17 protein-coding genes are annotated in these 23,488 nt (G+C 67.6%); 4 read left to right on the top strand and 13 right to left on the bottom strand.

Annotation, left to right across the window (positions count from 1 at the left end; all coding sequences use genetic code 11):
- Position 1: 1 nt before the first annotated feature.
- From ACLKOY_RS14245 to uidA, 4 genes are all read right to left on the bottom strand, one after another.
- Positions 2–1,555, bottom strand: a complete 1,554-nt coding sequence (locus tag ACLKOY_RS14245) for an ABC transporter substrate-binding protein (RefSeq protein WP_436454237.1) — start codon at positions 1,553–1,555, stop codon at positions 2–4.
- Between the two features lie 131 nt (positions 1,556–1,686).
- Positions 1,687–2,985 carry a mannitol dehydrogenase family protein gene (locus ACLKOY_RS14240; RefSeq protein ID WP_436454236.1) on the bottom strand — a complete coding sequence of 433 codons (1,299 nt, stop codon included), beginning with the start codon at positions 2,983–2,985 and terminating at the stop codon, positions 1,687–1,689.
- Positions 2,982–4,385 carry a glucuronate isomerase gene (uxaC, locus tag ACLKOY_RS14235; RefSeq protein WP_436454235.1) on the bottom strand — a complete coding sequence of 468 codons (1,404 nt, stop codon included), beginning with the start codon at positions 4,383–4,385 and terminating at the stop codon, positions 2,982–2,984. Before uxaC ends, ACLKOY_RS14240 begins: the two co-directional genes overlap by 4 nt.
- 12 nt (positions 4,386–4,397) lie before the next feature.
- On the bottom strand, positions 4,398–6,170 hold the full coding sequence (gene uidA / locus ACLKOY_RS14230) for a beta-glucuronidase (RefSeq protein ID WP_436454234.1): 1,773 nt from the start codon (positions 6,168–6,170) through the stop codon (positions 4,398–4,400).
- Between the two features lie 167 nt (positions 6,171–6,337).
- Between uidA and ACLKOY_RS14225 the strand changes: the two genes are divergently transcribed.
- On the top strand, positions 6,338–7,372 hold the full coding sequence (locus ACLKOY_RS14225) for a LacI family DNA-binding transcriptional regulator (RefSeq protein WP_436454233.1): 1,035 nt from the start codon (positions 6,338–6,340) through the stop codon (positions 7,370–7,372).
- A 43-nt stretch (positions 7,373–7,415) separates the two neighbouring features.
- Here ACLKOY_RS14225 and ACLKOY_RS14220 read toward each other — a convergent pair whose 3' ends face one another.
- From ACLKOY_RS14220 to ACLKOY_RS14205, 4 genes are all read right to left on the bottom strand, one after another.
- Positions 7,416–8,309 carry a carbohydrate ABC transporter permease gene (locus tag ACLKOY_RS14220; protein WP_436454232.1) on the bottom strand — a complete coding sequence of 298 codons (894 nt, stop codon included), beginning with the start codon at positions 8,307–8,309 and terminating at the stop codon, positions 7,416–7,418.
- On the bottom strand, positions 8,306–9,241 hold the full coding sequence (locus ACLKOY_RS14215) for a carbohydrate ABC transporter permease (protein ID WP_436454231.1): 936 nt from the start codon (positions 9,239–9,241) through the stop codon (positions 8,306–8,308). The genes ACLKOY_RS14220 and ACLKOY_RS14215 overlap by 4 nt, the downstream gene beginning before the upstream one ends.
- Entirely contained in the window at positions 9,238–10,551 is a 1,314-nt protein-coding gene (locus tag ACLKOY_RS14210; protein ID WP_436454230.1) for an ABC transporter substrate-binding protein, read from the bottom strand. The genes ACLKOY_RS14215 and ACLKOY_RS14210 overlap by 4 nt, the downstream gene beginning before the upstream one ends.
- A 146-nt stretch (positions 10,552–10,697) precedes the next feature.
- Positions 10,698–12,863, bottom strand: coding sequence for a hypothetical protein (locus ACLKOY_RS14205; protein ID WP_436454229.1), 2,166 nt, complete (start codon positions 12,861–12,863; stop codon positions 10,698–10,700).
- Between the two features lie 101 nt (positions 12,864–12,964).
- Between ACLKOY_RS14205 and ACLKOY_RS14200 the strand changes: the two genes are divergently transcribed.
- Positions 12,965–13,552: a TetR/AcrR family transcriptional regulator gene (locus ACLKOY_RS14200; protein ID WP_436454228.1), complete on the top strand. Its 588-nt coding sequence runs from the start codon at positions 12,965–12,967 to the stop codon at positions 13,550–13,552.
- A 38-nt stretch (positions 13,553–13,590) separates the two neighbouring features.
- Here the strand turns inward: ACLKOY_RS14200 and ACLKOY_RS14195 are convergent, their stop codons facing one another.
- From ACLKOY_RS14195 to ACLKOY_RS14185, 3 genes are all read right to left on the bottom strand, one after another.
- Positions 13,591–14,814, bottom strand: a complete 1,224-nt coding sequence (locus tag ACLKOY_RS14195; protein ID WP_436454227.1) for a family 1 glycosylhydrolase — start codon at positions 14,812–14,814, stop codon at positions 13,591–13,593.
- A gap of 125 nt (positions 14,815–14,939) precedes the next feature.
- Positions 14,940–15,953: an SMP-30/gluconolactonase/LRE family protein gene (locus ACLKOY_RS14190; RefSeq protein WP_436454226.1), complete on the bottom strand. Its 1,014-nt coding sequence runs from the start codon at positions 15,951–15,953 to the stop codon at positions 14,940–14,942.
- Positions 15,950–17,803: a flavin-containing monooxygenase gene (locus ACLKOY_RS14185; protein ID WP_436454225.1), complete on the bottom strand. Its 1,854-nt coding sequence runs from the start codon at positions 17,801–17,803 to the stop codon at positions 15,950–15,952. The genes ACLKOY_RS14190 and ACLKOY_RS14185 overlap by 4 nt, the downstream gene beginning before the upstream one ends.
- A gap of 167 nt (positions 17,804–17,970) precedes the next feature.
- Here ACLKOY_RS14185 and ACLKOY_RS14180 point away from each other — a divergent pair, with 167 nt between their 5' ends.
- Positions 17,971–18,432 carry a MarR family winged helix-turn-helix transcriptional regulator gene (locus tag ACLKOY_RS14180; RefSeq protein ID WP_436454224.1) on the top strand — a complete coding sequence of 154 codons (462 nt, stop codon included), beginning with the start codon at positions 17,971–17,973 and terminating at the stop codon, positions 18,430–18,432.
- A 59-nt stretch (positions 18,433–18,491) separates the two neighbouring features.
- Here the strand turns inward: ACLKOY_RS14180 and ACLKOY_RS14175 are convergent, their stop codons facing one another.
- Together ACLKOY_RS14175 and ACLKOY_RS14170 are read right to left on the bottom strand one after the other, a co-directional pair.
- Positions 18,492–21,173: a family 78 glycoside hydrolase catalytic domain gene (locus ACLKOY_RS14175; protein WP_436454223.1), complete on the bottom strand. Its 2,682-nt coding sequence runs from the start codon at positions 21,171–21,173 to the stop codon at positions 18,492–18,494.
- 1 nt (position 21,174) lies between these two features.
- Positions 21,175–22,527, bottom strand: coding sequence for an MFS transporter (locus tag ACLKOY_RS14170; protein ID WP_436454222.1), 1,353 nt, complete (start codon positions 22,525–22,527; stop codon positions 21,175–21,177).
- A gap of 149 nt (positions 22,528–22,676) precedes the next feature.
- Here ACLKOY_RS14170 and ACLKOY_RS14165 point away from each other — a divergent pair, with 149 nt between their 5' ends.
- A complete protein-coding gene (locus tag ACLKOY_RS14165; protein ID WP_079114061.1) occupies positions 22,677–23,306 on the top strand; it encodes a TetR/AcrR family transcriptional regulator in 630 nt (209 codons plus the stop codon).
- Positions 23,307–23,488: the final 182 nt, after the last annotated feature.

Here is a 23,488-nt window from a genome sequence, read left to right as displayed (position 1 = left end):
CTCACTCGGTGACGGCGAACTGTCGGATCGTGGAGAGGGTGTTCGCCTCACCGACGTAGGTGATGCCGTCCCCCGTCGCCCAGGTGGCCCCGACGTAGACCAGCGGCGCGACGAATGCCTGATCGACGACGTACTCGTTCAACTCCCGATAGATCGGGAGGCGGTCGTCGAAGGCGACTGTGGAATCGATCTCCGAGAACAGCGAATTCAGTGTCTCATCGGTGTAGCCGCGAGGGTTGCCCACGCCGTCCGTGGCGAAGGTCGTTGCCAGATCTGCGCTGTCCGCGTTGAATCCGAGGATCTGGAAGTACAGACCGTAGTCACCGGAGCGAGCAGCCGACTGCGCCTGCTGCGGCGGCACGGTGACCCACTCCAGGCTCAGACCGATGTCGGCGAATGCCTGGGAGAGCACCGGCTCCACCGTGGTCGACAGGAACGTGCTGGGGATCTGGAAGCTCTCCCCCGCATACCCCGCCTCTTCCACGAGCTTGCGCCCCTTCTCCGGGTCGTACTCATAGGTGTCATTCAGGGACTCATCGTAGATGGCTCCGAACGGACTCACCAGTTGCGTCGTCGCGATGCCGACTCCGCTGTACAGGCCCTTGAGCACGGACTCACGATCGATCGCAAGGTTGATAGCCTGGCGGACCCTCTCGTCGCCCAGCGCCGGCCACTTCTCGCCGCCGCGGTCGAGGATATTCAGGAAACTCGTCGCCACCGCGTCATTCTGAGTGATCGTGAACTTCTCCTTGTCGAGCTGCCCGACGATCTGTGATTGCACGGTCGCAGCGTTGAGCTCACCTGCTTGAAGGGCATTGAACGACGCGGTCTGGTCCTGGATCACCTTCACGGTCAGCGTCTTGAAGGGAACGTTCTCGGCGTCCCAATAGTCATCCCGCTTGACCAACACGTAACTGCTGCCGGGAACGGTCTTCTCGGTGTCCAGAGTGAAGGGGCCTGATCCGATGGGATCAGTCGCCGTACGCTCATCATCGATCGTCGCCGGGTCGCCGATGGCTCCCGGCCCAGAGGAGAGGTCGTCGAGGAACTCAGGGTCGAAGCCATCGAACGAGACCACGACCGTTCGGTCATCCTCTGCGACGACATCTGTCACCGACGCGAGACGGCTCTGAACGTTGCCGGCGGTGTCACGTGAGCGCAGCATCGTCGACACGACAGCATCTGCGTTGACAGGGTCTCCCGAACTGAAGGTCATTCCCTCTCGAAGCACGAGCGTCAACACCGTTCCGTCCTCGTTGTACTCCCACGATTCCGCGGCACCCGGGATGATCTCCCCCGTGGCCGGATCCTTGCGGAGCAGAGTGTCGAGGATCGATGACCACACGAACATCTGCTGCCCATCGACGAGCTGCGCCGGGTCGAGCGAGTTCGGCGCCGAGACCGCCGCGATGGCGAGGTCCTTCTCGACGACGGTGGCCGACGTGCCTTCGGGTTCGGGGTCGCTTCCGGCCGCGCAGCCGGACACCGCGAGTGCGGTGATGAGCATCGCGGCGGGCAGGACCACGCCACGACGGTGCTTACGGGTGTTCCACATTGTTCATACTCCTTTGGATGAAACGACTTGATGCGCAACCGCTTGTCAGTGAGGGTGCAGCGGACGAGGACGGCGGCGTCTATGGTCAGTAAAGCAGGGATTAGGCCACGTGACAACCGATTGCCAAAATGTTATCGAAGCGTGAGATCGCCCAGAGATCGACAGTTCTCGAGCACGGCGTCGACAAACGACGCATCGGCTCCGAGTGCGGGGCTGAGGCCGGCGACCGCTCGTTCGGCGGACGCGCGATCGCCTGCCGACCCCTCGATGGCCAACCACGCCGCGATGACCGCCGCGCACGCGTCGCCGGACCGCCCGGCCCGGCGTTCGCGCTCTGCCACGGGTGCGATGCGCACGCGCAGTTTGGTCTCGGCGTCGATGCCGATCTGGGCGAGGAGATGCCGGATACGGGGGTTGCGGAAGCGGTCGAGCAGCGCCGTCCGGTATTCCTGCAGTCCGAGCTCCGCCGGAAGATGCCGGCACGCCTCGTCCCAGTAGGCCTCGACGGCGTGCAGGCAATCGCGGTCGGCGATGGCTTCGGCGACCGTGTCGTGCCCCCGCAGTCGGCCGAGCGAGGCGAGCAGCGTGTGAGCACCGTTCAGCAGCCAGAGCTTTCGCGCCTCCCACGGTTCGAGGTCTTCGGTGAACCGGGCTCCCGCATCCTCCCAGCGCGGGCGGCCCGCGGGGAACTCTCCCGCGATGACCCAGTCGGAGAACGGCTCGGCCACGACGGGCGCACGATCGCCGTAGCGCTCCATGAGCTCCGTCGTCTCGTCGTCGGAGAGCCGCGGGGTGATCCGGTCCACGGAGCTCGACACGAAGGAGACGTGCCCATCGATCCAGTCGGAGAGGCCCGGCACCTCCCTCGCGAGAGAGCCGACTGCATCGCGCAGCACTCCCCCGTTGTCGGGCAGGTTGTCGCACGACACCAGCGCGAGAGCTCCCGAACCCGCACGCCGGCGCGCCTCGAGAGCGAGCACGAGGCGACCGATGGCGGTCGCCGGTCGCACGCCGACGACGCCCGCGTCCGCAGACCCCGCGAGCAGAGCCCGGTCGAGGTCCGCCTCCGGATCGGAGTATGCGGCCTCGGTGATCGTCAGGCTGACGATGGCCGTCGCGGGGCCTGCGACATCGGTCAGGAACGACACGATGTCGGTGCCCGCGTGCGCCCGAACGATGTTGTCGATGCGTTCCGCCTCATCACCGTCCGGGGAGCGCACCACCAGCGTGTAGAGACCGTCCTGCGCAGACAGGTCATCCGCAAGGCCCGCACTGCGTCCGGTGTACGCCGCGATCCCCCACTGGTCCGAATCGCCGGCGCGGGCTGTGTACCACGCCAGATGAGAGCGATGGAACGCGCCGAGGCCCATGTGCACGATCCGCACGGGCGGTGCCGGCGAGCGTCGTGCTCCGAGTGTCGTGGCGCTCACAGCTTGAACACTCTCTTCGGCTGGGGCCCGATGATGTCGTCGATGACGGCACCCGCCGTCTCCTCGTCCACGCGTCCCTCGACGACCAGCCGGGCGAGGAATGCGGCATCCGCACGGCGTGCGGTGTCGTGTCGGGCCGGTATGGAGAGGAAGGCGCGGGTGTCGTCGATGAACCCCGACCCGCGCGAGAACCCGGCAGTCTCGGTCACCGCCGAGCGGAACCGTGCCATGGCATCCGGGGCATCGAGGAACCACCAGGGAGCGCCGATGTAGACGCTCGGGTAGAACCCCGCCAGCGGGGCGATCTCGCGAGAGTAGACGGTCTCATCCACGGCGAAGAGCACCAGGTGCAGATCGCGCTCGAGGCCGAAGCGCTCGAGAAGCGGCCGCAGACCGCCGACGAAGTCTGTGCGCCGCGGGATGTCATGCCCGGAGTCGGGGCCGAAGCGGCGGAAGGTCTGAGTGCTGTGGTTGCGCACGACGCCGGCGTGCACCGTCATGACGAGGCCGTCGTCGACGCTCATCCGGGCCATCTGCAGCAGCATGTGCGCCCGGAACGAGTGACGCTCCCCGGCATCCGCATCACCGGAGACGACGCGGGCGAAGAGCCCCTCGCCTTCTTCGGGCGCGAGGTCGAGCGTGTCGGGGACCTCGATACCGTGATCTGCGGACACGGCCCCGTGCTCGATGAAGTACCGCCTCCGCTGCTCGAGGGCGGCGAGGTACCCGGCGAACGTGCCAGGGCTGCCCGTCTCGGCGACGAGCCGCTCGACGTTCTGCGCGAACCCTGCCGCGTCAGGATCCAGGTACCGGTCGGGGCGGAACGTCGGCAGAACCCGGCCGACCGCGCCCTCCGCGGCGAGCGCCGCGTGCCCTGCGAGATCGTCCAGAGGATCGTCGGTCGTCGCCAGCACCTCGATGCCGAAGCGCTCGAACAGCGCACGCGGCCGCAGCTCGGGCGTCGCGAGCTGGTCCGCGATGCGGTCGTACGCCTCATCCGCCGTCGCCGCGGAGAGCGGCACCGTCACGTCGAGCACATTCTGCAGAGACTCCGAGATCCAGTACCCCGACGCCGTGCCCGCGAACAGAGGCCAACGCTCAGCGAACCTCCGCCACACCTGGCGCGGGTCCGCGGCACTGCCGCCGACCCCGAGCTCGTCGAGGCCGACCCCGGACGCGTGGAGCAGCCGGGTGACGTAGTGGTCGTGTGTGATCAGTAGCGATGCCGGGTCGGAGAACGGTCGATCCTCGACCAGCCATTCCACCGGCACGTGACCGTGCGGCGAGATGATCGGGGCATCGGCGACGCGCTCGTAGAGGGCGCGCGCGACCGAGCGCGTCGTCGGATCGGCGGGGAGCAGTCGGTCGCGGTCGCGACGGACGAGTGATGCGTGTGACATGGAAGGTCCTTTTCAGCCGCGCCAGCGGGTACGGAGTGCGTGAGCGGCGGCCTTCGGCCGTCGATCACGTGTGAAGATCCCCTTCTTGTTCCCGTCGACGCGGAAGGCGCTGCCCGGCGTGTGGAAGTCGGCGAAGTTCCAGACCTGCTCTCCGACGATCGCCGGGATCCTGTCGAAGACCCGGTGGTACATCTCGAGGAAGGCGAGCTGATACTCCTCGGTCCAGGGCTGGTCGTAGACCGAGTGGGTCCCGACGATCGTGTCGGCCCCGTACTCGGTCATGACGAGAGGCTTGCCGTAGGTGCTCTCCCACCCGCGGAGTTCGGCCTCGAGGTGTCGTTCCGCGCTGCGCAGGTCGCCGCCGTCGGCATACCAGCCGTAGTAGCGGTTGAGGCAGATTACGTCGAACAGATCAGCGATGCGATCCGTCTCATGCGATGCCTGGATGAGGTTGGCGAAGGTCACGGGCCGATGCGGGTCGAGCTCCCGGGTGAGCGCCACGAGCGGCTCGAAGTAGGGGCGGGCTCCCTCCTCGAACGACGCCGGCTCGTTGGCGATGCACCACATCACGACGCTCGGGTGGTTCTTGTCCCGGGCGATCAGCTCGCGGATCGCGTGAGCGTGAGCGGCTTCGGTGTCGTCTCCGAAGCCCTCCGGTCCGAACGTCGCCCTGGTCGCTCCCGTGCCCATCCCGGCGCCGATCGCGAGATTGAGACCGACGGCCGCCGTCTCGTCGATCACGACGATGCCGTGGCGGTCGGCGTATTCGAGCACATCCTCGGCGTAGGGGTAATGAGAAGTGCGGAACGAGTTCGCTCCGGCCCAGCGCATCAGGTGGAAGTCATGCACCATGTACGCGGGGTCGTGACCTTTGCCTCGAACCGGGGAGTCCTCGTGCTTTCCGAATCCGCGGAAGTAGAAGGGCTCGCCGTTGATGAGGAACTCGGCTCCTCTCACTTCGACGGTGCGGATGCCGACCGGCAACGTGTACACGTCACGGACGCCCGTCTCGGTCGTCGCTTCGACGACGAGGTCGTACAGGTGGCCCGCCCCCGGACGCCACAGGATCGCGTCCGGGATCCGGATCTCCCCGGTACGCCTGTGCCCCTCGGCGACCTGGCGTCCGGCGCCGTCGAGCACTCTGATCGAGAGGTCGGCGGCGACGGACGGGTCCGACAGGACAATGTCGTAGCGGACGATGCCGTCGGCGCCGTCGACGTCGGGGACCGCCGTGATGTCCTCGATCCGCACGGGCGGAACAGCCGCGAGCCACACAGAGCGCGGCAGACCGCCGTAGTTGTAGAAGTCGTGCAGGTACCGCTGCTGTCTGCGGCCGTCGTCGGCCACGGTCACGAAGCCGGGTGGGAGCGTGGTCTTCGTCAGCTCGTTGTCGACGCCGATCGTCAGGCGGAACTCCTCGCCGGGGATCGCATGATCGGTCACATCGGCGTCGAACGGAGTGAACCCGCCGTCGTGGGTGGCGACGAGGGAATGTCCGGCATAGACGCGGGCCCGGTGCGATGCCGCTTCGACCCGCACGAGGATCCGGGAGCCGTCCCATCCGCGCGGGACGCGGACCGTACGCTGATACCAGACCCAGCCCACGTGGTCGCGGATCTCCTGGTCGGCGAACAGGTCGTCGTAGCTCGACGGGACCGGCGCCTCGAGTTCGGTGCGGAGGCGATCCGACCACGGCTCGGGCACCGCGTCGTCATCCACCGCGAATCTCCACAGGCCGTCGAGGGAGACCAGTTCCCGCGTCGGGGACCACTGGGGTCGAAGCATCGTCGCTCAATCCTCTCCGGGGCGACCCGCCCCGACATCGTCAGACCAGACAACCATGATCGCCGGGTTTTGGCAAGCGGTTGCCAAAACCCGGCTCGATCGGACGGATGACTTCTGCCGTACGATCGGGGAACCGGATGCCGTCGCGACGAGGGGAAGACAGCACGATGTCGACAGACGAGCCGAACGCCTCGCAGGATGCGGCCGCGATCGACGGTCGCATCGGCCGACGCCCCACGATCTACGACATCGCCCAGCGGGTCGGACTCAATCCGTCGACCGTGTCGCGCGCCCTGAACAAGCCCGGTCGCACGAACGCCGCCACCGAGGAGAAGATCCGCGCGGCTGCTGCAGAACTCGGCTATCGCGTGAACCCCATGGCTCGGGCGCTTCCCACAGGGCTCTCGGGGACGTATGCGATCGTCCTCCCCGACATCACCAACCCCGTGCACTTCGAGCTGATCCGTGGCGCGGAGCAGGTCGCGCGGAGGAGCGGCTTCACTCTGATCGTCTCTGAGACCGAGGGTGCTGCCGAGATCGAGCTCGAGACGATCGAGACGCTGCAGCCGTCCGTGGACGGCCTCCTCGTCGTCGCCTCTCGCCTGGACGACGACTCGCTGGCAGCGCTGGCTGCGAGCAAGCCGATCGTCGGAGCCAATCACTCCACACCGTCGTTGCCGAGCGTCACCCCAGACCTCGAGTCCGGCCTCACCGACGCACTCGACCATCTGCGCGACCTCGGACACCGTTCCGTCGCCTACCTCGGTCTCGGCGGCGCCTGGATCAACCGGGCACGATGGGAGCTCACTCTCGATCTCGCGGCCGCACGAGGGCTGGGGGTGGTGGAGATCACCGTGGACGAGCCGACGGTCGCGGGCGGCGCTGAGTCCCTCCGACGCGTCCGAGCCAGCGGCGTCACCGCCGTCCTCGCCTACAACGACCTCGTCGCGCACGGACTCCTTCGGGCCGCGCGCAGCAGCGGCCTGCAGCTGCCCGAGGCCTTCAGCGTGATCGGCTTCGACGACATCTTCAGCGCCGAGCTGGCCGTTCCCGCGCTCACGACTCTGCGCTCTCCGCTCCGCGAGATCGGCACCCGCGCGATGGAGACGCTCATCGACCCGGAGCGGAGCAGGACACCGACGAAGGTCGTCCTGCCGCTCGAGCTCGTCGTGCGGGAGTCCACGGCGGCGCCGACGAGGTGACGACGGTCGGGATCGGAGACGGCGACCTCCGACCCCGCCCCCATCACTTGATCGCTCCCGCACCGATCCCCTTCACGATGTGCCGCTGAGCCATCAGATAGAAGATCACGACAGGCACGATCGAGATGGTGGTCGCCGCGAGCAGGATCTGCTGCTGCGGCGTCTCGGCGGACGTGAACGCGGTGAGGCCTCGCTGGATGGGCATCAGCGCGTTGTCGTCGAACAGGACGAGGGCCATCAGGTACTCGTTCCACGCTCCGAGCCCCTGGATGACCGCCACGGCTGCGAGCCCGGGCTTCGCGAGCGGCAGGATCACGCTCCAGAAGATGCGGAGCGGCCCGGCGCCGTCCAACGCCGCGGCCTCCTCCAGATCACGCGGCTGGCTGACGAAGAAGCTGCGCATGATCAGAGTCGACATGGGTATGCCCGAGGTGATCAGGATCAGGATGTAACCCACCGGGTTGTTGGTCAGACCGAGCGAGATCAGCAGCTTGTACTGCGCGAGGAACATCGCCGGAGCCGGAATGATCATCACGGCCAGGATGATGAACGTGAAGACGCCCTTGCCTGCGAAGTCGAGACGGGCGAGCGCGTAGCCCGCCAGACTCGACACGATCAGGATGCCGGCGACGGCGCATCCCGTGTAGATCACGCTGTTGCGCAGATAGGTGCCGAGATCGCCCTGCACCCAGGCCGTCACGTAGTTCTGCCACTGGGGTTCGGCCGGAAGGAAGGTGTCGTTCGACAGCAGCTCGGTGAGGCTCTGCAGAGATCCCGAGAGCATCCACAGCAGCGGGAGCAGCGCCGTGAGCGCGGCGATGACGAGAAGCCCGTACAGCCCGACCTTGTCGGCACGGATGCGACGACGCGGTCGCGGACGGGGCTGGTCGACCGTGGTCTCCGCCCCCTCGACCGGTGGCTGGGTGATGAGTGTCATGCGCGGGACCTCCGCCCGGTGATGGCGAGCTGGAGAACCGAGAGCAGCACGAGAGCGCCGCCGAAGACTACGGACATCGCCGCCGCACTGCCGTAGCGCCAGTTCACGAACGCCTCGTTGAAGATCGCCAGCGTCGGGACCATGGTGTGGTAGCCGGGGCCGCCGTTCGTGAGAACCTGAACGGTTCCGAAGATCTGCAGGGCTGCCAGAAGTGTGAGCAGGCTCACGATCGAGGTGACGGGCGCCAGGTGGGGCCAGGTGATGTAGCGGAACTGGGTCCACGGGCTCGCGCCATCGAGATCGGCCGCCTCATAGAGCTCCTTGGGAACGTCCTGCAGACCGGCGAGGAAGAGCAGGAAGCCGAAGCCCCAGTGGAACCAGACGAAGACCGCGGCCACGGCGGGGAGCGCGACAGACGGATCGCCGAGCCAGTTCTGCTGGAGCCCTCCGAGACCGATCATCTCGAGGACCCGATTGAGCACGCCGGAACCCGGCGCGAGGATGAACGAGAAGAGCAGGCCGACGACGACGACCGAGAGCACGCCGGGCAGGTAGAAGACGGTGCGGAAGAAGGTCTTGCCCCGCGTGATGCGGTTCACGGCCAGAGCCATCGCCAGGGCCACGCCATTGCCCACGAAGAAGCCGACCACCCCGAAGAACAGCACGTTCCTCATCGAGGCCCAGAAGACGGGATCGCTCGCGATGAACTCGTAGTTCGCCAGCCCCACCCACGGAGTGTCCGGGCTCACCCCGTCCCACGACTGGAAGCTGAGGAGGATCGCCTGCCCGAACGGCACGATCGTGAAGATCCCGATCAGCGCGATGGCCGGCCCGAGGAAGAGCCAGCCCAGCAGGTTGGCCCGCAGCGAGTGCCTGCTGCGCGGCGCCCGGGTGGGGCGCCGCGCAGCAAGCGACAGAGAAGAGGTCGTCATGACACTCGGTCTTGGGCGGCCTGGATGTTGGCCAGAGCCTCGTCGATCGTCGCCTCGCCCAGCACGACGCGCTGCGCCTCAGCGACGATCGCGGTGCGGACATCCGTCGCGAACGTCGCGGACATGACCTGGACGGTCTCGACTCCCGAGGCGAAGCCCGCGAGCTGTGTGGGCACATCGCCGCTCGCGAGCAGTTCCGGGTTCGTCGGAAGGATGCGACCCACCTCAGCGAAGACCGCCTGCTGCTCGGGCTCGGTGAGCCACTTCACGAACGCGAGAGCCTCGTCAGGGTGATCACCCTTCGGGTTGATGACCGCGCCCTTTCCGGGGACGCCGGGCGAACGGGGGTCCTCGGTGCCGCCGTCGACAGCGGGGATGCCCACCGAGAAGTAGTCCTCGAACTCGGGGTTCGTGCGAAGGCCCACCGAGACGCCGGGGGACGCGTCGAAGATCGAGCCCATCGCCTGGGTGAAGAACGACGACTCCACGTTCGGGTTGTCATCCTGACCGCCGACCAGCGCGTCATTGGCGATCACGCCGGCATCCTTCATGTCGACCAGAACCTGGAAGGCCTCCCGCCAGGCATCCTGCTCCCAGCTCTCCTCACCGTTGAACGTCGCCGCGATCTCTTCGTCGGTCAACCAGTTGGAGACGATCGCCTGCAGGAACTGGGGCGTGAGCGACGCCGCGACCGAGAAGCTGCCGGCATCGGACGCGGCAAGCGCGTCGATGAAGTCCTCGGCTGTCGTCGGGGCGTCCTCGAGCGTCATCCCGGTGAGTGCCGGATTCACGAGGAAGCCGTAAGTCTGGGTCTCCCAGTGCACCGTGTAGATCCCCGCGGGGACATCGAGGTTGTTGCCCTCCTCGAAGGTGGACATCTCGATGATCGCCGGGCTGAAGTCGTCGCTCCACTCCCCCTCGAGCTCCGAAGTGAGGTCCATCGCCCAGCCTGCCTTGTAAAACGGGGCCATGTCGGTCGCCTGGAACGAGGAGTAGATGTCGGGCATCGTGTTCGACTGCGCTCGCGCCTGCAGCTTCGGCAGATAGTCAGCCGGCCCGGGCGAGTCGATCGTGACCGCGACGCCGGTCTCTTCGCCGTACTGCTCGGCGAGCTGAGTGAGCGCGGCCTCCTGGCCGCGCGACTGGTTCATGAACGTCAGTTCCACATCGCCGGAGCTCTCCGTGGACTCCGCGGGCTGGGGCGACGAGCAGCCCGCGAGGGTGATCGCCATCGCTGCGGCGACACCGCCGGCGGCGAGCGCAAGACGCCGAGCGCCTCGGAACGTGTGGGGGTAACGCGTGGTCCTCATCATTGAAAATCCTTCGAACGGCGAACCGACGAGCGGTTCGATATCGGTTGCTGCTGCGGTGGTGCGGGTTTCCGGTGGCACTCGGAGTCGAAGTTGTCAACCGGTTGCCTTTGAATGTCAATCCTCTCGTGTCGGGGTTGCGGGGGTCACCCGACGGCCAAAGCCGCCCGGTCGGTCAAGGTCGCGGAGGGCGCTCCGCCTTCGTAGGCCACTCGCCATCCCTCCGGCACTGGCGTACCGGCCTCGATAGCCGCGACGATGTGCGCGATCGCGGCAAGCAATCCGCCGTTGGCCGGGAGGTAGAGCGACAGGAAGCCGGGGATCTGCGGGTTGTGGCCGTTCGCGAGGAACTCGTTCTTCGGGGACGGGAGCAGCAGTGCGTCGAAGGCTCGCCTCAGGTCGCCCAGCCGTGCTGCCGTCATGGCCATCACCGGGTAGTCCCATCCCCAACTGGACTGCAGATCCCACCGCGCCCACACCGCGTCGAGCGTGGCGCGCATGACATCGGGTGAGATCATCTCGGTCGGCGGCAGCCAGCCGAGGGCCATGAGCATCGACGGGTGGTCCTTGCGGATCAAGTGCGGCGGGGTCGACAGTGCGACGTAGGTGCCGTCGTCGAGAAGCGTCGGCGCCGCCATGTTGTCCGCGACCCGTTGCCACTCGCGCCGCGGGGCGAGACCGAGCAGCGCGCGCCACTCGTTCGCGACATCGAGGGCCCACGACCAGTAGGCGAGTTCGAACGTCGGGTTCGCGTTCGAACGACGATCGGCGAGGTAGCTCTCCTGGGCGGGAATGATCGGCGGGGGCAGGACGAAGACGCCATCCCGCTCTTCGACGAAGTCCGCCATGAAGTCGGCGGTCGCCTCCACGAGCGGGTAGTGCTCGAGGAGGAACTCCGGCTCACGGCCCTGCCGACGCAGGAGCTCGAGCAGGTGGATGATGTGGGGCTGCTGCCAGACGAGGAACACGCCGATATTGCTCGGCGACTCCTGGGCGGTCGGGTCGGTCTGCTTCGGCCAGCGAGCGCCGCGGTACCCCTGCCAGGCCGCGGTGCGACGCGCCGCCTCGAGAGCATCGTGATACCACCCGAGGCTGCGTTCGAGAAGGTCGCCGCGCCCCCAGAGGGCGAAGTGGGCGCCGTGCCACCAGTGCATCTCCAGATGGAACTTGCCCGTCCAGGTGTTGTAGGTCAGCCCGGTCTCCGCGGGCGGGGTCGCCCCCGCTCCGTTCACGGCGGTGAGGTACTGCGACAGCACCACACGACGCTCCAACTCGTCGGCACGCTCGTCGTCGCTGCCCTCGAAGGTCACCGCGACACCGCTCTGCCAGTACCCCTCCCACCAGAGCGCTGCCGCGTCGACGACGTCGGCGAACGTCCTGTCGATCGCCTGAGCACCCGGCTCAGCACGATGCAGGACGACGACGACCTCGAGCGAGCCGGACCCCGTCGTGGCGAGTGCGGCGTCGCCGCGCGCGTCGAGCTCGCCGTCCGTCGACACCTCGACGTGATACATCGTCTCCTCGACTCGGCGACGCGCGGTCGCAGCGCCCGGAGCTCGGCGGCTCCAGTGCGTCGACTCGCGCAGAGGCAGCTCGAAGGCAGCGAGATCATCGGGTTGAGCATCGAACATCCACGACACCCCCCAGCCCTGGCTGAGGAGCCGCGACTCGACCTGGACCGCGAACGACGCATCCGAGGGGTGCCCGACCGTCGTCACAGCCACGGTCTCGCCGTGGAGCAGATATGTGGCGTGCACACGCCCACTCCACAGATCGAGCTCCGTGCGGGGATCGAGCACGGAGTCGGGATCGAGCGCAGGCGATCCGTCGTCCGGCGGGGTCAAGGCCAGCCGACCGAGGTGCGCGCGGCGCGGATTGAAATGGAACCAGGCGCCGGCGGCGAACTCGTCGGCAATCTCGTCCCCTGCGCGCTGCAGACCCATCCGGTCGAAATAGGGAACGGGCCCTCTTGCCGTGTCGTATCGGGTGACGGTCTCGTCACGGTCGAACTCGCGCGTGGTCCGCGTGCGGTACCAGGCCCACGACGACTGGGTACGCAGGGGGATCTGGAAGTCGTCGGCGTCGAAGGCCCGCGGTCGCTGCTCCGGAAGACCGTCGAGTCCCGTCCCGGCGACGCGGCGCGGATCGGGGACGAGCTCATGGAAGGCGGGGAGCGTCTGGAGTCCCGTGATGTCGACCGTCATCGCGACGTCGCCGTTCCCGACGGTGAGCACGCCCGTCGGGTGCGCCGCCGTCAGCACAGGGTTGTGTCGACGCACGAGACTGCGGCGGTCGATCTTCGACGACGGCATCATCACCATTCTCCGACTCAATTCTGAGTCAACTAGTACTTTCGCGGATTGAGCATAACATTGGCTGAGCGCCACACTCAAGAGCAATCGGAAGGACCCTGATGGCCCAGAAGAGAGGTCCGTACGCGAAGTCGGATCAGCGACGCCAGACGCTCGGCAAGGCCGCGCTCGACCTCGTCCGCCGGCACGGACACCGCAACGTGTCGGTGTCCGAGATCGCAGAGATGGCGGAGACCAGCGAGGCGACGGTGTTCTACCACTTCCCGACCAAGGAGGCTCTCTTCATCGCCGCGCTCGCACAGCACGACGAGGAGAACATCCGCGCACGGGGAGCCGAGGCAGGTGCGATCGCGGACATGGGGTCCCGCGCCGAGGCGGGCGTCCAGCGCACCAACTATGCGCGGCTGTACAACGAGCTCGCCGGCGCCGCAGCAGACCCTACGCATCCGGCGAACGCCTTCTTCCAGGAGAGGTGGGCGCGTTCGGTGAGCGTCGTCGCGACCGACATCCGCCGCCTTCAGCACGAGGGCAGGGTCGCCGAGTCGGTGGATGCCGATTCCGCCGCGCACATCCTCCTCGCCGCGTGGGAGGGCCTGCAGCTGCAGTGGATGCAGGGACCTCCGTTCGACATCCGCGCGCTGCTCGAATGGCACATCCGCACGGTGCTGGGGCCGACCGCTCTCGACTGACCGCGAAGAGGGCGGCCGACCCGCACCTCAGCAGCGGGTCAGGACGCGGCCCCGACCCCGGTCGACCGCTGCCTCGTGGCGTAGCCGCCGAGCCACGCCAGGCTGGGCTTCGGCCGCCTCTCGAAGGTCTCCCGATCGACAGCGACGAGGCCGAACGTCGGCGACCAGTGGCCCCATTCGTAGTTGTCGAGCAGGCTCCAGTGGATGTAGCCGCGCACGTCGATGCCGTCCGCCATGGCATCGGCGAGTGCGGCGAGCGCCGACTCCGTGTAGGCGATCCGCCGCGTGTCGTCCCCGGTCGCGATCCCGTTCTCCGTCACGACGACCGGCACATTCGGGAGCACGTCCGCCGTATGACGCACCGCGATGCCGAGCGCATCCGGCCTGTAGGCCGTGCGCACCAGGGTGTTGTCCGGGTGCACGGGGTGGGGCTCGATGCCGTCGAGGCCGACCCACTGGGCCGAGTACGCCTGCACGCCGATGTAGTCGTCATCCGCCGCAGCTTCGAGATACAGGTCCTCCCAGACGTATTCGAGACGACGACGCACCTCCTCCGCGCCTGGGCGCGTCTCGAACGCGCGGCTCGCGACCGACCAGCCGACGCGTGCGCCGGTGCGTGCACGCACGATCTCCCTGGCCGCGTGGTGCGCCTCGATGAGGCGTCGGCCGATCTCCTGCGAGGGCGCCGGCTTGACCGGCCGCGGCGTGTCCGCCTCCAGCGTGGGGCTGAGCCACTCGGTATCGGAGTTCGGGTCCAGAGCCGCTTCCGCCTCCTCCACCATGATCGCGAGCATGTTCGGCTCGTTGATCGTGCACACCCACTCGACACCATCGAGGATCGTCGTCACGACCTCCACGTAGGCGCGGAATCTGTCGATCGCCTGCGGCGAGCGCCACCCGCCCTCTTCGGCGAACCACCTCGGCGAGGTGAAGTGATGCAGCGTGACGAAAGGCCGCACGCCGGCATCCAGTGCCGTGTCGATCATGCGCCGATAGTGCGCGAGCTGCACGCGCGAGAACTGCCCGGGGGCCGGCTCGATACGCGCCCACTCGATTCCGAACCGGTAGGTGTCGAGACCGGACTCCGCGACGAGAGCTATGTCCTCGGGATAGCGGTTGTAGCTGTCGAGAGCGTCGCCGCTGCGATCTGCTCCCGTCATGTGCGGCTCCTGCATCCAGAAGTCGCTGTTGACGTTGTTGCCTTCCACCTGGTGCGGCGCGCTGGCGGCGCCCCAGAGGAAGTCGGCGGGGAAGCTGGGCATCGATGCTCCAATTCTGAGTCAACTTGCAATTTCAACTCAGCGTATCGGAGCGGGTGGAGCGCCTCAAGCACTGGGGACCTCGGGTGGAGGACACGTCGGCGCCCTCCACCCGAGATCAGCAGGCGTCATCCCCCGTTCGACTGCCTGGTGCCCTCGCCGTACGCCTCGAAGGTGTGCACGAACCCGCCCGCGGGCCCACTGACCACCAGATAGCCGTCGGTGGTCCCCGGCGCGATGGCGATGTTCGTCGCGGATTCGAGCCCCTCCCCGGGCACGCGGATCACCCCGATCTGCTCGCCGGTCTTGGCGAACACCACTATCTCCGCCTTCTCGTGGAACGCCTGGTAGATGTTCCCTTCGGCATCCACCGCGGTCGAGTCGATGCGTCCGATCCCGCCGTCGACATGGATCGCCGGGTACGCCGAGACGACACGCGTGCGCTCCTCGTCGAGGGCGAAGTAGTCGATGCGGTTCGCGTTGTACTGGGCGACCCAGAGCCCGGCGTCCTCCTCGTCGAACACGATGCCGTTCGGCGACGGCAGATCGTCGGCCAGCACGCTCGCCGTCCCGTCGACGCCGATCCTGACCACCCTGCCCGGCGTCTCCCACCCGGGCCCGTCCATGCCGCGGGTGTCGGTCACGAACATCGTCCCGTCGGGAGCGAAGGCGATGTCGTCGGGCAGCATCGCGACGCCCTCGACCGCACCCGCGAAGTGGGCCTGCGGGTCTTCGCCATCGGGCGTGATGCTCAGCACGCCGCCTCCGAGGAAGTCGGTCAGATACAGGCGCCCGTCGCTCGGATGGAACTGCGCCGAGGTGAATGCGCTCGTCTCATCGGTGAAGACCTGCTCCGCAGAGGCCTCCTCGACATCGATGCGCAGCACCTTGGCTTCGCCCGCGGGTGCCATCACGTCGACCACGAACAGAGAGCCGTCGTCGTGGAAGGTCGGCCCTTCGAGCAGTGTCCCCCCGGTGAGCTCGTGCGGCTCGGTGACCTGCAGGAGTTCCGTCGAGGTCTGCTCGAGGGCCGGCCCCGCAGCCTCGCCCACCGACCCGCCATCGTCCGCCGCAGGCGCGCATCCGGCGAGCACGACCGTCGCTCCGACGACCGTCGCGACCGTCGCGATCGGCACCCTCATGCGGGCACCCCGACCGAGGCCGTCTCACGAATGCGCTCATCGGCATCCGAGACGACGAGCACGTCACCCATGTCACCCTCCCGCCACTCGCGCAGCAGACGGTGGAAGACAACCGGCCCCGGCGAGAACGTGAGGCCGCCGATCGATCGGGATCCCTCGCCGTTGTAGTACCCGGGAGTGCACTGGGCTTGGAAGTCCGAGACGTCTCGCGCGGTCTCAGCCACCGTGCGGCACCACGCATCCTCCGCCTCCGCCGTGGGCTCGATACGGCGAGCCCCGACCTGCTCGGCGCGGGTGATCACCGCGGAGATGTGGGCCGCCTGCTCCTGGAGGATGTGCACGAAGTTCACCGAGTTCGCGTTCTGCATGGGGCCGAGCTGGAAGAGGTTGGGGAACCCGTGCGTGCTGAACCCGTGCAGCGTGCGCGGCCCGTATCCCCAGGCCTCGAGCAGCGAACGCCCGCCTCGACCGACGACGGGGAGCGTTCCCGAGACCACACCCGAGACACCCACGTCGAATCCGGTGGCGAAGATGAGGCAGTCCACCTCGTACTCCGCGTCGCCGACCACGATCGACGTCTCGGTGAGCGCGGTGACACCGTGCGTGTCCGCCGTGTCGACGAGCGTGACGTTCGGCCGATTGAACGCCTGCAGGTAGAGATCGCTGAACCCGGGCCTCTTGCACATGTACCGGTACCAGGGTTTCAGCACCTCCGCGGTCGCCGGATCCTGGACGATCTCGTCGACGCGAGCTCGGATCCTGCCCATCGTCTCGGCGTCGTCCAGCTCCTCGCGATGCAGCCGCTCCTCCTCGGAGACGGCGTCGTCGACGGCACCGGAGAGGATGCTGCGCTGCAGCGCGTGCGTCGCCGTCCATCCGTCCTGCACGAGCGATTCCTCGGCCTCCCCCGCGAGCACGGCGAGGAAGTTGTCCATCCGCTCGCGCTGCCATCCGGGTGCGAGCGATGCCGCCCACTCCGGATCGGTCGGGCGGTTGTCCCTCACATCGACCGTCGACGGCGTGCGCTGGAAGACGAACAGCTGCTTCGCGTGCTCGGCGAGGTGCGGGATCACCTGCAGCCCGGTCGCTCCCGTGCCGACCACCGCGACCCGCTTGTCTGCCAGACCGGTGAGATCGCCGTCCGGTGATCCTCCGGTGTATCCGTAGTCCCAGCGGCTCGTGTGGAACGTGTGGCCGGCGAAGCGGTCGATGCCCGGGATACCCGGAAGCTTCGGCTGCGTCAGGGTACCCGACGAGGTGATGACGTAGCGGGCACGGAAGACGTCACCCCGATCCGTCTCCACCTGCCACTCCGACGCGTCCTCGTCCCACGTGAGACCCGTTGCGCGGGTGTGCCCGACGAAGTCCCGTCGCAGGTCGTAGTGCTCGGCGATGCGCACGGCATGCCGGCGGATCTCCTCCCCCGTCGAGTAGCGCTCCGTGGGCACGTATCCCGTCTCTTCCAGGAGGGGCATGTAGACGTACGACTCGATGTCGCAGCGGATGCCGGGATAACGGTTCCAGTACCAGGTGCCACCCACGTCTCCCGCCTCGTCCATCAGGCGGATCGACGAGAGCCCCGTGTCGCGCAGACCTGCCCCCGCGAGCAGCCCGCCGAATCCGGCGCCGATGATCAGCGCGTCCACGCGATCGTGCAGGGGCTCCCGCTCGACTCGCGTCGTGTAGGGATCCTTCGCGTAGTAGCCGTACTCGCCGAGCGCCGAGCGATACTGCGTCGCGCCGTCCGGGCGGATCCTCCGATCGCGCTCGTACGCATACTTCTCTCGGATCGCCTGCAGGGAGCGCTCCCGCTCCTGCCCACTCCGGGCCTGCTGCACCTGATACGCCATCGTTCCGCCCTCCTGTCTTCGGGGGTGCGGGCACAGGAGGCCGACGTCGGGGATGGCGCACGAGCCTGGGCCCGACACGACCCCGGATCGGTTCCTTCGACAAAAGGTTAGCTTGAAGCTAAGTAAATCTCACTGGGAAGACGCTATGAAGGCATTACGGTACAGACGTGGGAGACGAACTGAGACGAACCGCCGCGCTCGAGAACATCGATGCGCTCACCCTCGCGATCTCGGTGCGTTCGCTCCCCCGCATGGTGGGATCCCTGCTCAGCACCCAGCTGACGATCCAGCAGCTCAAGGTGCTGACGGCGATCGTCGTGTCCGAGCGGAGCAGCACGAGCGAACTGGCATCGACCTTCGAGGTGTCCCTCGCGACGATGTCGAAGCTGATCGAACGTCTCGTCGAGCAGGGACTCGTCGAGAGGATGACGGATGCCGACGATCACCGAGTCCGCCGACTGCATCCCACCCTGCTCGGTCGCGACGTGATCGGGAAGATCATGGCGGCACGCCCGGAGATGGGTGCCGACATCCTCGACGGCCTCTCCCTCGACGAACTCGAATCGCTGGCCGTCGGTCTGCGGGCCATCAGCCGCGAGCTGCATGCCGCGAGTTCCGACGGCCGCTGAGGCGGCGGGGGTGCACAGCCCTGGATCTGCGCACCCGTCGCCATACACAGCCGTCGCACTCAGCGGACGGCGAGACGCCCGAGACCGGTGAACGCTCCGGGGGGCGCGGTGCGCGTCGAGCCGTCGGGGAAGACAACCGTCGCGCTCGCCCCGGCCGGGATCTCCGCATCGATCTGAAGCTCGTCACCCTCGATCCGCCACTCGACGCGGATCCGCCCTCGCGGAGTGTCGAGATGCCCGGTCGCCCAGGTGAGTCCGCCGCCCGGGACGGGGGCGATCGTGAACGACTGCCAGGCGATCGAATCCGGGTCCTGACGAAGACCGAGGGTGTGGGTGTGCAGGAAGCGGATGACCGCGCCCTTGCTGTAGTGGTTCAGCGATTCGTGGGCATCGCCGTCGTCGTCTATGCCTTCCCAGTCCTCCCAGATCGTGGTCGCACCCTTGTCGATCATGTGCAGCCACGACGGTGCGCTCCGCTGGAACAGCAGCTCGTAGGCGATGCCGGCATGGCCGGTGTCGGCGAGCACGGGCAGCAGGTCGCCGGTGGCGAGGAATCCAGTGCCGAGATGGGTGCCGGCAGCGCGGATGAGGTCGACGAGCCGCTCCGCCGCCGCAGCGCGCTGCGACTCCGGGATGAGGCCGAAGGTCAGCGCCCGCACGTACGCAGCCTGCGTATCTTGCACCGTTCGCCCGTCACCGGCGAGGAACTCGGTGCGCCAGGCCTCGAGGATGCGGTCGGCCAGCACGGCGTACCGCTCGGCATCCTCGTCCCGTCCGAGCACCGTCGCCGCGTCCGCGAGGATCCGCGTCGACCGGTATAGGTAGGCCGTGCCGACCTCTCCCTTGTCGGCCATGAACCAGGCCATGGGGTTGGTCTTGATCGGGTCGAGGCGCGAGCCGTCCTCCGCCTTGGGGACGGGCTCGGTCCACTCCCCCCAATGGAAGGTGCCGTCCCACAGATACTCCTCGTGCGACTGCGGCTCCGCCGACCGCTCCACGCGGGAGTGATGCCTGGTCGTGCGCGCGGCTCCGAGGGCCCACTCGACCCAGCGGACCATCGCATCCCAGTTCTCCTCGAGAACCAGAGAATCGCCGTACGCGGTGTACATCTCCCACGGGACGAAGGTGATCGCATCGCCCCACCCGGAGGAACCCGTCATCATCGCGAACTGGTCGTCGAGCTTGTGCTTGATGCGACGGCCGTCGGGCGAGAAGTTCGCGACGCGACCGTCATCGAGCTGATCATCGCGCACGGACTGCAGCCACTTGCGAGTGAAGCCGAGCACGTCGTACAGCCGCGCCGCCGTGGGGGCGAAGACCTGATAGTCGCCCGTCCACGCCAGGCGCTCGCGCGTCGGGCAGTCGGTCGGCACGTCCACCGCGTTGCCGCGGAAGCTCCAGTCGGCGATCTCGTGCAGGCGGTTGAGTGAGGGATCACTCGACTCGAACGATGCGGTGCGGCGGAGGTCCGTCTGCACGATGCGCATCTGCGCTGTGGACGCCTCGAAGGGCGAGCCTTCGCGCGTGATCCGCGCGTACTGGAACCCGTGCACCGTGTGGCGCGGCTCGAAGACCTCGCCCCCTCCGGCGGATACCACCTCGTCGCGCTGGACGAACACCACGGACGGTTCGCCCGGCTTGGTCGAGTCGAGGTGCGAGGTGTCCAGATCGCCGTCCGGGTCGATGTGTTCGCCATAGTCGATCACCGTTCGGGTTCCGGCAGGGCCGAGGTCCGTCAGCCGGATCCATCCCGAGGCATTCTGTCCGAAATCCAGCACCCACGTGTCGTCTGCGATGCCGTTCGCATCCACCACGTCGCGCGTCTCGACGACGCGCACCGGCGGCGCGGGCGACCAGGAGATGGGCGGCCCGTCGACCGCGCCGACGATCACGGGCTGCGCGGATCCGCTCTCTGCACGGAAGTCGGTCGTCTGCCCGTCCATCAGGTCGGCCCGGACGATCATCGACTGAGCGCTGGTCCATTCGCCGTCGGTGCGGATCACGCGCCGCGATCCGTCCGCGAGTTCGAGGTGCAGTTCCGCCCGGGCCGCGAGCGTCGTACCCCACCCCGCCGGCAGGCGGAACGCACCGACCTGACCTCGATACCAGCCGTCGGAGAGCTCGATCTCGAGTGCGTTGCGACCGCCCTGGAGCAGGGAGGTCACATCGGCCGCCTGCGCGTAGACCGTGCGGTCGTACGACGTGGAACCCGGAGCGAGCTCGGCGGTGCCGACCCGCTGTCCGTTGACTCTGGCCTCGTAGACCCCGAGCGCCGTCGAGTAGAGACGAGCGGCGACGACGTCAACCGCCTCGAACGCGCGGGACAGTGTGTGGGCGCCGCGAGCTCCGTAACCGGGGTCGTCGTGCTCGACCGGGCTGATCCACTCCGCCGACCAGTCGGCGTCGAGCAGACCGCACTCGAAGGTCGACCAGTCGGACCACTCCGACGGGGCGTCCCCGGCTTGCAGCCTCGCCCGCCACCGCACGCGCTGCCCACTCGTCAGCGGAACCCAGGGCCACTCGACAAAGAGAGGAGAGCCGGCATCGAGCGGTACGCGCGCCCAGCCCTCGCCGTCGACGATCGCCTCGAGCTCGAAACCGTTCGATGTCTCCGCCTCGGCGGGCACGGTGAACGACAGTCGGGGCGTGGCTTCCGACACGGTGAAGTCGTCTCCGCCGCTGTCGATCCGCAGGTCGTACGGCGCGGCGGGCACGGATGCCGGGTTCGATGCGAGCGTCATCTCAACGCACTCCCTTGACCTTGAACATGATGATGAGACCGCCGATCAGCGCGAATACCGCGCCGATGAGATACAGCAGCGTGTAGTTCTTCTCCGCTCCCACGGCACCGATCGTGATGATCAGCGGAGCGATCAGCGGCGCGATCGCACTGGGGATCTTCTGCGCGAAGGCGACGACGGCCATGTATCGACCGGACTCGGCGCGGTCGGGGATGATCGCGTAGACGATGGCCTGATCCACGGTGGCGAACACGGCGATCGCGAGCTGCATGAGCACGGCGCCGATGATCAGCTGCGGCAGCGACCAGGCGAACGCCTCGGCGAGCGCGCCTCCGATGAAGATGAACGCGGCCGCGAGCACGAACAGACGGCGGCGCTTGAGCTTGTCCGAGAGGAAGCCTCCCAGCAGCGCGCCACCTGCGGCGGCGACGACTCCGAGCATTCCGACGGTGGCGACGACGCCTGCGACCTCGCGCACCGGCAGGTCGAGGCGCTGGGCATAGAAGAACGTGCCGAAGGTCGTGTTGAAGTACAGGCCGATGAAGAACACCATGCGGCCGACCCAGTTCCAGGCGAAGTCCGGGTACTTGCGGGCGTTGAAGCCGTAGCCGGCGATGACCTTCTTGAGCGTCACCGACGAGTCGACGACCAGGTCCTTCGAGCTTCCCTCCTTCTTGAAGGTCGGGAGCAGGACGAGCAGCACGACGCCGATCACTGCGGGAACGAAGAACACCAGGAAGGTGCTGTACGACACGGCGTAGGCGATGCCGATACCGAGCACCGGCGCCACCTGCGTCATGAGCCCTGTGAGCGCCGACACCTTACCGCGCTGTTCTTCGGGGAGCTTGTCGGCCTGCAGCGTCTGGATGGCCGCGCCGGCGGTCGACCATCCAGTCATCGCGACCACCCAGCCTGCACCCACGAGGAGGAGGTTCGGGGCGAAGCCGATGATGACCGCTCCGACGAGGCCGAGGGCAGCGCCGAGGAACAGGAACGGCGTGCGTCGACCGAAGCGCGACCGGGTGCGGTCGCTCCAGATGCCGATCATGGGGCTCAGCACCAGGAAGATCAGCTGTGCGGTTCCGGTGACGTAGCCGAGCACCTCCTCATGCCCGGGCGCGAGCTCGGTGATGCGGAGCGCGAGGCCGTAGGCCAGCGGCACCATCATCGCGATGGATGCGCCGAAGTTCGCCAGCATCAGCCAGAAGATGTACCCGCCGCTGACCTTGGCAGTCGGCTCGGCGGCGACCGCGGTCGCCTCCAGCGGAGTGCCGTCCGGGGTGTTCCCGCCCACCGGCTGAGCCGCGGCGATCGAGTCGATCGTGTCGCTGCGGTCGAATTCACTCTTGGTCACCTGGACTCCTTCATCGTTCAGTGATCCGCGGCGCCCGTCAGTGGGCGTCCTTCGCGAGATGCGGTCGAAATCCGTTTGGCAACCGATTGTCGATCCTGAGCGATAGTAACCACTTTGGTTACAGAAGGCAAAAGTGAGAAAGTGGAGATATGACGTCACCGCCGACCGCAACGCCATCACCTCGCCGACGAGGCAAGAGCGCATCCACGCCGGCGAGACGGGCCGAGATCGTCGAAGCGGCACTCGCCAGCTTCGCTGAGCACGGTTATGAGCGGGCGTCTCTCCGTGACATCGCCAGCAGGGCCGGACTCACCCATGCCGCCCTGTTGCGGCACTTCTCCGGAAAGGAGGAACTCCTCCCCGCCGCGCTCGCGCAGCGCGAGGAGCACGAGGAAGACCTCGCCTCACGCATCATGACCGCGAACGTTCCAGGTGAGCAGATCCTGAGTGCGGTACTCGCCGACGAGTTCTCGAACTCGGAGTTCCAGCGCAACTGGCTCGCCCTCGCCGTCGCCGCGACGAACCCGGAGCACCCTGCACACGAGTTCTTCCTCGGCCGCCGCGAACGCATGCGGTCGCGCTTCACGGACGGTCCCCTGCCCACCAGCGACAGCGAGCTCCTCACGGCCGACGAGAAGGTGACGCTCGTGCTCGCGATGGTCGACGGACTGCGCATCCAGGCTCTGCTCGATCCTTCCCGCGATGCCCTCGGCCTGCTCACCACGTTCATGCGGCTGGTGGCCGCTCAGCCTCCAGCCGCCGCTTCCTCGCTATCGTGAGGCTCTGCCGACGCGCCGGACGACTCGATGGAGAGCTGCGGCGGTGTGAGCATCACCGCTTCGAGAGGGTCAACTCGCCACCCCGTCCTGGGTGGCGGTCGGCTCCTCCGCCGACCGCCACCCCGGTCAGCGCGCTACGAGGTCCACCTGCTGCGCGTCGAGACCCGCCGCGGTGGCGCGAA

The organism is Microbacterium sp. K2, from assembly GCF_051365005.1.
Taxonomy (GTDB): domain Bacteria; phylum Actinomycetota; class Actinomycetes; order Actinomycetales; family Microbacteriaceae; genus Microbacterium; species Microbacterium foliorum_B.
This window is presented reverse-complemented; position numbering and strand designations above follow the sequence as displayed.